The sequence below is a fragment of the Rhizobium aethiopicum genome, from assembly GCF_014197535.1.
GTDB classification, from domain to species: Bacteria; Pseudomonadota; Alphaproteobacteria; order Rhizobiales; family Rhizobiaceae; genus Rhizobium; species Rhizobium aethiopicum_A.
The window spans coordinates 88,972-100,634 of sequence record NZ_JACIFV010000012.1 but is presented as its reverse complement, the minus strand read 5'-3'; the positions used below and the strand labels follow the sequence as shown (position 1 = coordinate 100,634).

Here is an 11,663-nt window from a genome sequence, read left to right as displayed (position 1 = left end):
GAATGACAGGCAACGTTCCCTTTCCCGACCGCGATACCGTTGCGGAAAAGCTCGCCGCGCTGTCGGAAGCCGATAAATCATATCTGGCCCTGCTCATGGAAAATGCCGCTCAGGACGACAACCTGCTCGACGGCCTGCGGCGCCATCTCGACCTTGCCGCGAAGTCGCATTTCCTGAACTCGCTGAAGCTTGAAAATCTTGGATTGTGGCTTGGGGCCGAGGCGCCGGATCGCCTGCAGATACGGCTGATGGAAACCGCTCGTTCAAGCCAGCACCCCGCCTACCAAGCCTTCCGGACCGGTCTTAGCCGATCCGGCGGCCTCGAAAAGGCATATCCTCCGGTGCCTTGATCCGGCCTCGGATGGCCTTTCAGTCCGGCAAAGCTGCCGGCCGATTACTTCCTCGCAGCGCGGTCGACAGAGCGGCCGGCATCCTGAGTGGCGTTGACGGCGTTCGCCGTATCTTTTCCCATGCCGCGGATCGTGTTGCCGCAGGAGGAAAGAGCAAGAAGAACCATGAAGGCTGCGGCAATTTTGGCCGTTGTCGTCATTTCGAATATCCTTGTTTGAAATCAACCCCGAACGGCACTCATGCCATCCGCGCCGATAACGCACAAGGGAACAAAAGGTTCAGCGACCGAGAGAGGTCCTCAGGCGGCGACGGCCTTCGCTCTTTCGGCAAAAGCACTGCGGATGCTGTCGGCCACCGTCTCGATCGGTCCCGACATCTGCGAGGCGGTCAGCAGGCGGATGTCGAAGGAACCGAGCTCCGGCAGCCCTTCCTGCAGGCCGAGAATCGACATGTCCTCGCTGACATAGGAGAGCGGCAGCGGCGCGATGGCGAGATCGGAGAGCACGGCGGCGCGTTGCGCCATCGTATGGCCGCTGAGATAGGCGACGCGATAAGGCCGTTTGTTGCGTTCGAGCTGGGCAAGTGCCTCCTGCCGCCAGATGCAGCCATCTTCCCAGATCGAAATCGGCAGGGGATCGCGCCGATGCGCCGAACCGCACCTTGCGCCGGCCCAGACCAGCCGCTCGCGGAACACCACTTCGCCACCGGTCGGAAACGGCCGAGTCGCGCAGTTGATCAGCGCCAGGTCGAGCCTCTGCTCCTCCATGCGCTTCTTCAGCCCGACACTCATGTCGATCGTCACGTCCACCATGATGCCGGGATAACTTTCGGCAAAACTCTTGAGGATTCTCGGCAGCAGCCGCTCGCCGATATCTTCCGGCGCGCCGAGCCTGACGACACCGGTGAGCTCCGGCATGATGAAACGCGACACCGCCTCGTTCGACAGCGCCAGGATGTTGCGGGCATAGGAGAGCAGCATTTCGCCATGGCGCGTCAGCGTCACCGAACGGGCATCGCGCAAAAAAAGCGTCGCCCCGAGCTGCTCCTCGAGCTTCTTGATCTGCATGGAAACCGCCGAAGGCGTGCGGAACACCGCTTCGGCGGCGGTGGAAAAATTGCCCGTCTCGGCAATGGCGACGAAGGTGCGCAGCACATCGTTGTCAAGCAAAGGAATGGGACGGCGAAAGGGAAGGCTCATCGTCACATCTTTCAATTTTTCTGATCTTTAACCGCATATCATTTTGTTTGATTGAATGTCAATCGCTCCCCATAGTCTGCGTATCGGAACTGATGCAGCAAAGGAGACTGGACATGGCGCAATCAAGCAGCTGGAATATCCTACAGGCCGTTTTCGCATTCAAGTCACGACGGCGCAGGGATGCGAACCACGAACATGCGCTCCGGGAATTGAAGCGATTTCCGTCGCATCTGCTGGCTGACTGCCAGCGTGAAATGGAGTTGCCGCTCCTTAACGTCACCGCCCGACCAAAGCGGGGTCTGAGACTCGTGGAAACGCGCGCATAATGCGGATCTTTGGCTCGGATCTGACATGCGCCGGGCCGATGGCCTCACACGGCGATCGGCTCACGTCCCGCCTATCAGCTTGAAGGCGACAATCCACATCGTCGCAGCGACGAGCGTCTCGAGCATCCGCCAGGAGGCCGGCCTGGAAAAGATCGGCCGCAGCCGCTTCGCGCCATATCCGAGCGCAAAGAAAAAGAGGAAGGAGCCGGTCACGGCGCCAGCGGCAAAGGAAGCCTGCTGCCCCGGATAGCGCGTCGATATCGTGCCGAGCAGCACAACCGTGTCGAGATAGACATGCGGATTAAGCCAGGTCAGCGCGAGGCAGGTCGCAAGCGTCCGGGAAAAGCTTATCGTTTCAGCTTCCGTAGCTGTGAGCACAGCGGACGACCGTAAGGCGGAATAAAGGCTCTTGGCTCCGTACCAGGCCAGAAACACGGCTCCCCCGTAGCGCATGACCGGATCGAGCCAGGGCAGCAATCCGGCAATCTGCCGGAGGCTGGTCACGCCGAGCAAAATCAGTACGGCGTCGGACAGCGCGCAGGTGAGGCAGACGGCGAGGACATGTTCATTGCGCAGGCCCTGGCGAAGGATGAAGGCATTCTGCGCGCCGATCGCGACGATCAGGCTGAGGCCCATCATCAGACCCGTGACATAAATCGAAAAATTCATCGTTTCGGCAACCGCTCTCAGCTTCGATGCAGTTGCGGTATCGCCTGAAGTTGGCTTAGTCTAATTAATCTGTCTTATCCTAATTAAGTGAAACTAATCCATGCTCGATTATCCCGCTCTGCGCGCCGTCGCAACCGTGGTCCAGACCGGCAGCTTCGAAAGGGCGGCGACCGTGTTGAACGTGACACCGTCGGCTGTCTCGCAGCGGGTGAAGCAGCTCGAAGAACGCCTCGGCGTCATCCTGATCGCCAGAGGCACGCCCTGTTTGGCGACCGAAAAAGGGGAATGGCTCTGTCGTCACGTCGAGAATGTCGGCATGCTGGAGGCCGAGCTTTTCGGGCAGCTGCCGGCTCTCGTCGATCCCGACGAGCCACGCCAAAGGGTCACGCTGCAGATCGCAACCAACGCCGACAGCCTCGGCACATGGTTCGTGGAGGCCATGTCGAATTTCTCCAAAACCTCGTCCTATCTGTTGAATGTCGCCGTCGACGACCAGGATCACACCGCCGAATGGCTGCAGCGCGGACGGGTGATCGCAGCCGTCACCAGTCTGGAGAAGCCGATCCGGGGATGCCGGCGCTTCGCCCTTGGAACCCTCCGTTACAACGCCACCGCGACACCCGATTTTGTCGCCCGCCACTTCCCGGACGGCGTGACATCGGAGGCGATCCGCAACGCTCCGGCCCTGACCTTCAATCAAAAGGACAGGCTTCAGAGCAGTTGGGTAAGGCAAACCTTCGGCCAAGATCTGGACTACCCCACACATTGGCTGCCCTCGCCGCAAAGCTTTGTCGAAGCCACCCTTTCCGGCATGGGATGGGGAATGAACCCGACCCAGCTCACCCGCGATCATCTCGCATCGGGGCGGCTCGTCGAACTTGTTGCCGACACGCCGCTGGACGTCCCACTCTACTGGCAGATAAACCGCCTCGCCGCCGACCGCCTGGCGGAGTTGACGCGCGAAGTCGTCGCCGTGGCGAAGCGCCGTCTCTAATTGCCGTCAGGCATGCCTCGCCTCCAGGCTTCGCCCCGGCAGAGGGATTTAGTCGGTTGGAGCGATCACACATAGGCCGTGCGGCTGCCGAACTCGCTGGTTTCGTCGAAATTCTTGGTGCCGATCCGCCGGCTTTCGCCCGAAAGTTCTTTCGGAGCTTCGCCGACGGGCTTCGATGCGGCAGACGACTGAGTTTCGCTGCTCTCGCTGGATTCGAGCTTGGCAATCTTGGCTTCCAGCGTCTCGATCGATTTTTCGATCGTCGCCTTTTCCTGCTCGTCTTGCGTCTGCGACAGGGCTGCCTGCTGTTCGGCAAGTTGCGCCTCAACAGAGGCAAGTTGTTCAGATGAACCGGAAGACGAGGTCGAAGCGGCTGAACTCAGGATGGTGGATGCAGAACTGGAAATTGGACTGACCATGAACATGACCTTCGATGACGGAACGTCACCTTCTAGTCCACGGCGAGTAAACGTCCGATAAATAAAGTACCAGGCGGTACCGTTTTTGTGAAAATAGTCTTAGCGTTCCGAACTCGGCAAATTTTGACGATCTTCTCTAGGAAATGGCGATAACCTCCAGCTCCTGGCCGCCTGTCTCCACCACATCGCCGACAGCCTTGCCCATCAGCAGCCGCGCCACCGGAGAGACGTAGGAAATCGATCCCGCCTTGGGATCTGCTTCGTCTTCTCCGACGAGCCGATAAGTCTGCACGCGCCCGTCGTCGCGGCTGAAAGTGACCGTATTACCAAAGGCAACCACGTCGGCTGACGGTGGGTCAGGCATGAGCTGGGCCGTGCGAAGTCTGGCCGATAAGTATCGGAGATCACGTAAAGGATTGGCACCCTGGCGCCGCCGTTCGTTTATGTCTTCGATGGTGCTCGTCGCATCATAGGCCGCGCGCGCCTGCTGAAACTGCAGTTCGAGAGCCCTCAATCCCGCTTCCGTGACGAGGTTGGGATGCGGCGAAATTGGCCGGTCCGGCAACAGGGTTTCCGAAGCGGTTTCGAAACTCTCTTCCTTGGTGAAGGCAACGGCCAATCAATGACTCCGTTTTAGACGCTACGCGCTCTTATGGTCAGTGGGGATTGTCCCGGTCCGGAACCATACACCGATGGCCGACAAATTGCCAATCTTGCCCTGTTGCAAACGTCAACGGCCCTGGCGTTCCGGGAACGTCCTAGCCGACATTGCGTTTATCTCATCCGGATGCACTGTAGCGCAGGAGGAACGAATGCCCGGCCGGCAGCGAAAGAGCGGCAACACAATCAGGATCAGACCATGCCTTCATTCCTGACGGATGCTATGCCGCTGACGCCAAGCTGGTGGGAGATCGCCTTGCGGATCATACTGACGGTGGTCGCGGGCGGCCTCATCGGCCTCGATCGCGAGCGCGGTGGTCACCCCGCGGGCTTCAGGACCACGATCCTGGTGGCTCTTGCCGCCTGCCTGGCGATGATCCAGGCAAATCTCCTTCTATCGACCTACGGAAAGACCTTTAGTTATTTCACGCAGATGGACGTGCTGCGCTTTCCTCTGGGCGTACTGACGGGCGTCGGCTTTATCGGCGGCGGTGCGATCCTGAGGCGTGGAGACACGATGACCGGCGTCACCACGGCCGCGACCATGTGGTTCATGACCGTCGTCGGTCTCTGCTTCGGCGGCGGCCAGGTCCTGACCGGGACGGTGGCGACCGCCGTCGCCTTCATCGTCTTGTCGCCGATGAAGCAGCTGGATATGTGGCTGCGTTGCGAACAGAAGGCAACACTCGTCATTCACAGTTCCGAAGCCGAGCTGCCGGAATTGTCGGAGGTGCTTGGACCGCTGGGTTGCACTGCCCAGTTCGTTTCTTTTGGGCAGACCAGCGAGGGCCGCCCTGGTGTTACGTTCGAACTGCGCTGGATGGCCAAGGACCGTGACGGCTCCGCCCGCGCGATTTTCGATGCCCTTTCAGAGGCCTATCATGTCGCAGGATTTTCCATGCTTTCGAGCTCGACATAGGTCTCGTGGGCTCTTGCTCGATCATTTGGAGACATGCTCGGGTTTGCCCTTGGTCTTGGTCGACGCGAATTCCTCCAGCTGTTTTTCGCTCATGGATTCTTCCATCTGTTTCGAAGCGCCCCTGAGTTCCTTCTTGGGCGTCTCTCCGCGTTTGGCTGAAAGTGCGGCACCTGCCGCCTTCTGCTGGGCCTTGGATTTGGCTGGCATATTCGATCTCCTCTCGTTCGGACGAGGAATGGGGGCCTCTTGCAGGAGGAGGCCGCAGCCTAAACCGCAGCCTCTCACTCCTCAATTGATGGTGGCCCACTGGCTGCGGACATCCCGGGCATTCTTCGACAGGTGAACATGGGCGTCGACGTGATCGACCCAATCGAGCGGAATCAGATGATGTTTGCCGTCCTCCGAGTCGGTTTTCGTCAGCTTGATGCGGGTCGGACCGTCAAGCTGATCCACCGTTCCAACGTGAGCGCCGTCGGCAGCCCGCACTTCCATATGTTCACGGATCTGATCTGCGGAAATCATCGTTTCCTCCTTTGCATCATTGGCAGTTACCAAGCGCCAACGATGGGGAGCGGAGTTGGTTCCAAGCCATCTTGCCGTGAACCGTATTGTGACTGTCGGCACAAGATCCGAGGCAACGAAATTGACACGGCTATGCGATTGAAGATTCACTTTTCAGCTGACCTTACCTCAGGAACGACGGTGTCATCGAGGGTACCCTCGAATGGGGAGAACCCCTCCCGCGGCATGCAACTCCTCGACGGTATCGACGTCCATGAGAGCCGCCTCGCCGATTTCCACCTCGACGCGGGGTACGTCATGACCGTCAATCAAGCGGCGCGCGCCGACATCACCTTCGAGACCCTGAATGGCATCCAGCAAAAGACGGGGAAGGATCACCGGGTTGCCCGGCGATCCATTCGCAACGGCGCGCACCACATGAGCGCCGCCGTTCCTGCGAAAAGCATCGATGAGCATGTCGAGATGCCGATCGGTTATCGCAGGCATGTCGGCAAGCGTTATCACGATGCCGTCGGGCCTATCCTTTTGCGCACGCGCCGCTCCGAGCCGCAAGGATGCCGCCATGCCCGATGCATAGTCCTCGTTGCGCACCACCTCGACCGGCAGATCACCGATCGCCTCAAGCACGTCGTCGTGCCTGTAGCCGGTTACGACGTAAACGCGGGAACACTGGCAGGCCAACGCGTTGAGGACGGACTTTCGAACCAGAGGGACGCCGTCGAAAGTCGCAAGCAGTTTGTGATCCTCTCCTTTGCCCATTCGACTTGATCTCCCTGCCGCCAGGATAACGACGGCAACCTGGAGAGCTGGAATGATCCCGGCAGCCATCAGCCGTATGCCGACAAGCGGCTGGCAGCGACATCGGCAAGCACCGACAAGGCAAGCGAACTTGCATCCCTCGTCGGCCCGAAAAAGCCGATGGGCGCTTTTATCCGCTCGATCTCGGACGCTGACCAGCCGAGGTCGCGAAGCCGATCTTGCCGCCGTTTGTGCGTGCGAGTGCTGCCGAGTGCGCCGATATAGAATGCGGCCGAACGCATGGCGGTGCCGAGGATCTGCTCCTCGGCATCAAGGTCATGATGCAGCATGATCACTGCCGTAAATTCATCGATCGCGTCAGCGAGGTCACGCCCGGATCCGTTTCGCATAATGACGTCGTATCCGGACGCTCTCGCCACAGCGGCTACCGCCTCCGCCTCGATGGTTTCTCCGGAAACCACGATCCGCGTCCGAGGACGATAAACGGTAACGAAGTCCTCGCCGTACCAGCCCGAGCGGGCTGGAGTTTCGGCTCCTTCGACGCGCTGGCGGCTCGGTGAATATCGGAGTGCGGCCGCCCGTCGCAATTCGAGGGTATCAAGCACACCGTGGATTTGCCCGAGGCCACGCATGACATGGATGGCGATCGTCACGCCTCCGCCGCAGGGCAGGACAATGTCAAAGTATGGCGAACCGTCGCCATACTTGATCACGCGGTCGCGCCCCTCGGCAATCGCCTTGATTGCCTCGGATGCGACTGCTGCCTCGACGCATCCGCCGGAGACGTATCCGCAATACCTCCCGTCCGAGGATACTGCGACCTGTGATCCGAGCGCCCGCGCCGCCCCTCCCCGGATTTCGACGAGCGTCGCGAGGGCAACCTCGCCGCCGTCGTTTGCGACAGCGGCGAGGAAGGACAAAATCTCCCCAGGATCGTCGGTCGAGGCTGCCCGGACCGGTGTAGGGAGAAAAAGCGCGGTCTGTATCATGCGATCGCCCTAGGCAACGTCGGGCAGTCCGCCGATCAGCTTGTCAAGCGTGATCGGGTAGTGCCGAACCCTGATGCCCGTGGCATTGTGGATCGCGTTGGCGACCGCAGCGGACACGCCGCAGAGACCGAGTTCGCCGACGCCCTTGGCCTTCATCGGCGACGACATCGGATCCGCCTCGTCCATGAAGATCACCTCCTGGTGCGGGATATCCGCATGGACCGGAACTTCGTATCCTGCAAGGTCATGATTGACGAAGAACCCATGGCGAGTATCGACGGCAAGCTCTTCCGAGAGTGCCCCACCGGCTCCCATCGTCATCGCACCGATGACCTGGCTGCGGGCAGTAATCGGATTGAGGATTCGGCCGGCGGCACAGACAGCGAGCATTCGGCGGATCCTTGTCTCACCTGTCGCAACGTCAACGCCGACTTCGACGAAGTGTGCGCCGAAGGTCGACTGCTGATGTGTCTTCGTCAGATCGCCCCAGTTCATCGTATCTTCGCCGACAAGTCCTTCATCGCCGGCCGCCTCGGCCAGAGGCACGGTGTGGCTGCCGGAGCGGACCTGGCCGTTCTCGAACACGACGTCGTCGGAGTTGAAACCGAGCTTGCCGGCGACTGCCTCGCGAAGCTTGACGCACGCGGCGTAGACACCCGACGTCGATGAGTTTGCGCCGAACTGCCCGCCGGAGCCCGCCGACACAGGGAAGCGGGAGTCACCAAGCTGCACGGCGACCTTGTCCACGCCGACCCCCATCATCTCCGCAGCGGTCTGCGCGATGATCGTATAGCTGCCGGTCCCGATGTCGGTCATGTCGGTCTCGACGGTGACGACGCCCTCGCGGTCGAGCTTCACGCGTGCGCCGGACGGCAATACGAGGTTGTTGCGGAAGGCGGCGGCGACACCCATGCCGACCAGCCAGTTTCCTTCCCTGCGCGACCCGATCTTTGGTCGTTGGCTCCACCCGAATCGTTCTGCTCCGAGTGTCAGGCAGCCATTCAGATTGCGCTGCGAGAACGGACGCTCCGGCTTCTCCGGATCGACCTGGGTGTCGTTGATAATCCGGAACTGGATCGGATCCATGCCGAGCTTCTCGGCCATCTCATCGATCGCTATCTCAAGCGCCATAAGCCCGGGCGCTTCGCCGGGCGCACGCATCGCATTGCCTTCAGGAAGATCCAGCGTCGCAAGCCGCATCGCGGTCATCCGGTTGGCTCCTGCATAAAGCAGCCGCGTCTGGTTCACCGCCGTTTCCGGCCCGCCGCCCGGAAGATCTCCCGACCAGCTTTCATGCGCGATCGCCGTGATCTTCCCATCGCGGTCAGCGCCGATGCGGATTCGCTGTCTCGTCGCAGGTCTGTGAGTTGTGTTGTTCGCCATGAACGGCCGCGGCAGGGCCACCTTGACCGGACGTCCGACGGCCTTGGCGCCGAAGGCGGCGAGAACAGCGTCGGCCCGCAGGAAAAGCTTGCCGCCAAATCCGCCGCCGACAAACGGCGACATCAGGTGGATCTTCTGCTTGTCGATGCCGAGCGTCGTTGCGAGGTCGCTACGCCACCAGTCGATCATCTGGCTCGACGTCCACACGGTGAGCTCGTCTCCTTCCCAGAGCGCGATCGAGGCGTGCGGCTCCATCATCGAATGGGACTGGTCCGGCGTCGTGTAGGTCTCATCGAGAGTGACGGGCGCGGATTTGAATGCGCCGTCGAAGTCGCCGACAGCAGTATCGGGCTCCTGCGACTCGTGAGGCTTGACCGCCGAACCCATGGCGGCGGCGAGGTCGAAGGCGCCAGGCTGCTTTTCGTAATCGACCTTGACGAGGGCCGCGGCCGCACGCGCCTCTTCGAAAGAATGGGCCACCACCACGGCGATCGCCTGATGATAGTGCTGGATCTCGTCGCCGCCGAACAGCTTCGCGGTATTGAACCTTCCCTTGCCGAGGTCGCCTACGTCAAGCGTCGTCACCACCGAGAGTACGCCGGGCGCCCTTTTGGCGGCAGTGACTTCAATGGATTTGATCTTTCCCTTAGCGATCGATGCGCCGACCGGATATCCGTAGACATAGGGAACATTGGCGTCGTGCCACTCGTAGGCATATATCGCCCTTCCCGTCGTCTTGAGCTGACCGTCGATTCGGTGGATCGGCTGTCCGACCACCTTGAGTTGGTCGATCGGATTTGTGGTCGCTGGCGTGTTGAACTCCATGGCTCACCCCCTTGCTTCTGCGATGACCGCGCCGAGAGTGCGCTCGACAAGTTCGACCTTGAAACGGTTCTGCTCGGTGGGCCGAGACCCTGCCATCAGTCCGCTCGCGACAACCTTCGCTCCATTCGGAAGATCGGCCTCCGCGTCCTCCACCCGCCACGGCTCGTGGGCGACGCCTCCCAGGGCGACCCTTCCCTTCCCGTCTGGCTGAATGATCGCCCCGACGGAGACAAGCGCGAAGGCGTAGGAAGCCCGGTCGCGGACCTTTCGGTAGATGTGCTTTCCGCCGAGCGGCGGTGGAAGCACGACACTCGTGATGATTTCGCCTCTCTCGAGGACATTCTCGATATGCGGCGTGTCTCCGGGCAGGCGATAGAATTCGGCGATCGGAATCGACCGTGCCTCGCCGCCGGCCTTGACCGTTTCGACCACGGCGTCGAGAACACGCATCGCGATCGCCATGTCGCTCGGATGGGTGGCGATGCAGGATTCGCTCGCCCCAACCACGGCATGCTGTCGGCTGAACCCGCCGATGGCGGAGCAGCCGCTGCCCGGCTGCCGTTTGTTGCAGGGCTGATTGGTGTCGTAAAAATACGGACAGCGCGTGCGTTGCAGAAGGTTCCCGGCAGTTGTCGCCTTGTTGCGGAGCTGCCCCGAGGCACCTGCGACAAGTGCACGAGAAAGCAGACCGTAGTCCCGCCGGATGGTTTCGTTGGCGGCAAGGTCGGTATTGCGCACGAGCGCTCCGATACGAACGCCGCCTTCCGTCGTCGGCTCGATCTTGTCCATGCCGAGGCCGTTGACATCGATCAGATGGGTCGGCGTTTCGATCTCGAGCTTCATCAGGTCGAGAAGGTTCGTCCCGCCCGCGATGAACTTCGCTTCCGGATTGGCGGCAGCCGCTTTGGCCGCCGCTTTGATTGTAGAGGGTCGCTCGAAGGTGAAGGCTCTCATGCTTTGATCCCCGCGACTTCAGAGATGGCGTCCAGGATGTTCGAGTAAGCGCCGCAGCGACAGATGTTGCCGCTCATGCGCTCGCGGATCTCGGCGGCGGTCAGCTGTGCCTGCGCAGTCAGATCCCCGGTGACATGGCTTGGAATGTTGGCCTTGATCTCCTCGAGGACGGCGACCGACGAACAGATTTGGCCGGGCGTACAATAGCCGCACTGAAATCCGTCATGCTTCACGAAGGCGGCCTGCATGGGATGAAGATCGCCTGGCTTCCCCAGTCCCTCGATGGTGGTGATCTCGTCTCCATCATGCATGACGGCAAGCGTCAGACAGGAGTTGATACGGCGACCTTCGACCAGGACCGTGCATGCACCGCACTGGCCGTGGTCGCACCCCTTCTTGGTTCCTGTCAGGTGCAGATGCTCGCGGAGGGCGTCGAGCAAGGTGGTGCGGTTGTCGACTTCGATTTCGTGCCGCTCGCCATTGACCGCAAGCGAGACCGACGTTGAATGCTTCATCGTGTCTCCGGACGGTTGGGCAGCCGCGCTACCTCTCGCAGTCCCCGTGACGACGACCGTGGCGGCCGACGAGATAAGCAAATCTCGGCGGGAAAGTTCCAGTTGACTGTGGTTCGGCATGTCCGCTCCGTTGGGATTTATCGGGAGTGAGGGGCAAGGCCCGAAAGCTCAGCGCCGCGC

At 61.0% G+C, this 11,663-nt stretch carries 16 protein-coding genes; 4 read left to right on the top strand and 12 right to left on the bottom strand.

Annotation, left to right across the window (positions count from 1 at the left end):
* The first annotated feature begins 2 nt into the window (after positions 1-2).
* The gene (locus GGD53_RS17540) at positions 3-350 is read left to right on the top strand and encodes a hypothetical protein (RefSeq protein ID WP_184457836.1); all 348 of its coding nucleotides are present in this window, start codon (positions 3-5) and stop codon (positions 348-350) included.
* 44 nt (positions 351-394) lie between these two features.
* Here GGD53_RS17540 and GGD53_RS17535 read toward each other — a convergent pair whose 3' ends face one another.
* Positions 395-550, bottom strand: a complete 156-nt coding sequence (locus GGD53_RS17535) for an entericidin A/B family lipoprotein (protein ID WP_011425752.1) — start codon at positions 548-550, stop codon at positions 395-397.
* Between the two features lie 99 nt (positions 551-649).
* Positions 650-1,549 carry a LysR family transcriptional regulator gene (locus GGD53_RS17530; RefSeq protein WP_184457834.1) on the bottom strand — a complete coding sequence of 300 codons (900 nt, stop codon included), beginning with the start codon at positions 1,547-1,549 and terminating at the stop codon, positions 650-652.
* A gap of 113 nt (positions 1,550-1,662) precedes the next feature.
* On the opposite strand from GGD53_RS17530, the gene GGD53_RS31870 reads away from it, so the two are divergent.
* Positions 1,663-1,875 (top strand): hypothetical protein, encoded by a 213-nt coding sequence (locus GGD53_RS31870; protein ID WP_246717818.1) that lies wholly within the window; start codon positions 1,663-1,665, stop codon positions 1,873-1,875.
* A gap of 60 nt (positions 1,876-1,935) precedes the next feature.
* On the opposite strand, the gene GGD53_RS17525 is transcribed toward GGD53_RS31870, so the two are convergent.
* The gene (locus GGD53_RS17525; RefSeq protein ID WP_184457832.1) at positions 1,936-2,544 is read right to left on the bottom strand and encodes a LysE/ArgO family amino acid transporter; all 609 of its coding nucleotides are present in this window, start codon (positions 2,542-2,544) and stop codon (positions 1,936-1,938) included.
* A gap of 100 nt (positions 2,545-2,644) precedes the next feature.
* Between GGD53_RS17525 and GGD53_RS17520 the strand changes: the two genes are divergently transcribed.
* A complete protein-coding gene (locus tag GGD53_RS17520; protein ID WP_184457830.1) occupies positions 2,645-3,538 on the top strand; it encodes a LysR family transcriptional regulator ArgP in 894 nt (297 codons plus the stop codon).
* Positions 3,539-3,603: 65 nt separating this feature from the next.
* Here the strand turns inward: GGD53_RS17520 and GGD53_RS17515 are convergent, their stop codons facing one another.
* Together GGD53_RS17515 and greA are read right to left on the bottom strand one after the other, a co-directional pair.
* Complete coding sequence (locus tag GGD53_RS17515; RefSeq protein WP_184457828.1) at positions 3,604-3,963, bottom strand: hypothetical protein; 360 nt, start codon at positions 3,961-3,963, stop codon at positions 3,604-3,606.
* A gap of 130 nt (positions 3,964-4,093) precedes the next feature.
* Complete coding sequence (greA, locus tag GGD53_RS17510; RefSeq protein ID WP_184457826.1) at positions 4,094-4,576, bottom strand: transcription elongation factor GreA; 483 nt, start codon at positions 4,574-4,576, stop codon at positions 4,094-4,096.
* A 240-nt stretch (positions 4,577-4,816) separates the two neighbouring features.
* Between greA and GGD53_RS17505 the strand changes: the two genes are divergently transcribed.
* The gene (locus GGD53_RS17505) at positions 4,817-5,536 is read left to right on the top strand and encodes an MgtC/SapB family protein (RefSeq protein ID WP_184457824.1); all 720 of its coding nucleotides are present in this window, start codon (positions 4,817-4,819) and stop codon (positions 5,534-5,536) included.
* Between the two features lie 21 nt (positions 5,537-5,557).
* On the opposite strand, the gene GGD53_RS17500 is transcribed toward GGD53_RS17505, so the two are convergent.
* From GGD53_RS17500 to paoA, 7 genes are all read right to left on the bottom strand, one after another.
* A complete protein-coding gene (locus GGD53_RS17500; protein WP_020921551.1) occupies positions 5,558-5,743 on the bottom strand; it encodes a DUF3008 family protein in 186 nt (61 codons plus the stop codon).
* An 81-nt stretch (positions 5,744-5,824) separates the two neighbouring features.
* Positions 5,825-6,058: a DUF2171 domain-containing protein gene (locus GGD53_RS17495; RefSeq protein WP_184457822.1), complete on the bottom strand. Its 234-nt coding sequence runs from the start codon at positions 6,056-6,058 to the stop codon at positions 5,825-5,827.
* Between the two features lie 183 nt (positions 6,059-6,241).
* Positions 6,242-6,886 carry a nucleotidyltransferase family protein gene (locus tag GGD53_RS17490; RefSeq protein ID WP_184457821.1) on the bottom strand — a complete coding sequence of 215 codons (645 nt, stop codon included), beginning with the start codon at positions 6,884-6,886 and terminating at the stop codon, positions 6,242-6,244.
* Entirely contained in the window at positions 6,886-7,806 is a 921-nt protein-coding gene (locus GGD53_RS17485; RefSeq protein WP_184457819.1) for an XdhC family protein, read from the bottom strand. The genes GGD53_RS17490 and GGD53_RS17485 overlap by 1 nt, the downstream gene beginning before the upstream one ends.
* Positions 7,807-7,815: 9 nt before the next feature.
* Complete coding sequence (gene paoC / locus GGD53_RS17480; protein ID WP_184457817.1) at positions 7,816-10,014, bottom strand: aldehyde oxidoreductase molybdenum-binding subunit PaoC; 2,199 nt, start codon at positions 10,012-10,014, stop codon at positions 7,816-7,818.
* A 3-nt stretch (positions 10,015-10,017) separates the two neighbouring features.
* Positions 10,018-10,968, bottom strand: coding sequence for an FAD binding domain-containing protein (locus tag GGD53_RS17475; protein WP_184457815.1), 951 nt, complete (start codon positions 10,966-10,968; stop codon positions 10,018-10,020).
* Positions 10,965-11,603 (bottom strand): aldehyde dehydrogenase iron-sulfur subunit PaoA, encoded by a 639-nt coding sequence (gene paoA / locus GGD53_RS17470; RefSeq protein WP_184457814.1) that lies wholly within the window; start codon positions 11,601-11,603, stop codon positions 10,965-10,967. The genes GGD53_RS17475 and paoA overlap by 4 nt, the downstream gene beginning before the upstream one ends.
* Positions 11,604-11,663 lie beyond the last annotated feature (60 nt).

Excerpts from the sequence above, each read along its gene's own strand:
- GGD53_RS17515 (WP_184457828.1), bottom strand. The coding sequence starts at position 3,963 with ATGTTCATGGTCAGTCCAATTTCCAGTTCTGCATCCACCATCCTGAGT.
- GGD53_RS31870 (WP_246717818.1), top strand. The coding sequence starts at position 1,663 with ATGGCGCAATCAAGCAGCTGGAATATCCTACAGGCCGTTTTCGCATTC.
- GGD53_RS17500 (WP_020921551.1), bottom strand. The coding sequence starts at position 5,743 with ATGCCAGCCAAATCCAAGGCCCAGCAGAAGGCGGCAGGTGCCGCACTT.
- GGD53_RS17490 (WP_184457821.1), bottom strand. The coding sequence starts at position 6,886 with ATGGCTGCCGGGATCATTCCAGCTCTCCAGGTTGCCGTCGTTATCCTG.
- GGD53_RS17540 (WP_184457836.1), top strand. The coding sequence starts at position 3 with ATGACAGGCAACGTTCCCTTTCCCGACCGCGATACCGTTGCGGAAAAG.
- GGD53_RS17505 (WP_184457824.1), top strand. The coding sequence starts at position 4,817 with ATGCCTTCATTCCTGACGGATGCTATGCCGCTGACGCCAAGCTGGTGG.
- GGD53_RS17495 (WP_184457822.1), bottom strand. The coding sequence starts at position 6,058 with ATGATTTCCGCAGATCAGATCCGTGAACATATGGAAGTGCGGGCTGCC.
- GGD53_RS17530 (WP_184457834.1), bottom strand. The coding sequence starts at position 1,549 with ATGAGCCTTCCCTTTCGCCGTCCCATTCCTTTGCTTGACAACGATGTG.
- GGD53_RS17475 (WP_184457815.1), bottom strand. The coding sequence starts at position 10,968 with ATGAGAGCCTTCACCTTCGAGCGACCCTCTACAATCAAAGCGGCGGCC.
- paoA (WP_184457814.1), bottom strand. The coding sequence starts at position 11,603 with ATGCCGAACCACAGTCAACTGGAACTTTCCCGCCGAGATTTGCTTATC.
- GGD53_RS17485 (WP_184457819.1), bottom strand. The coding sequence starts at position 7,806 with ATGATACAGACCGCGCTTTTTCTCCCTACACCGGTCCGGGCAGCCTCG.
- GGD53_RS17525 (WP_184457832.1), bottom strand. The coding sequence starts at position 2,544 with ATGAATTTTTCGATTTATGTCACGGGTCTGATGATGGGCCTCAGCCTG.
- GGD53_RS17535 (WP_011425752.1), bottom strand. The coding sequence starts at position 550 with ATGACGACAACGGCCAAAATTGCCGCAGCCTTCATGGTTCTTCTTGCT.
- paoC (WP_184457817.1), bottom strand. The coding sequence starts at position 10,014 with ATGGAGTTCAACACGCCAGCGACCACAAATCCGATCGACCAACTCAAG.
- GGD53_RS17520 (WP_184457830.1), top strand. The coding sequence starts at position 2,645 with ATGCTCGATTATCCCGCTCTGCGCGCCGTCGCAACCGTGGTCCAGACC.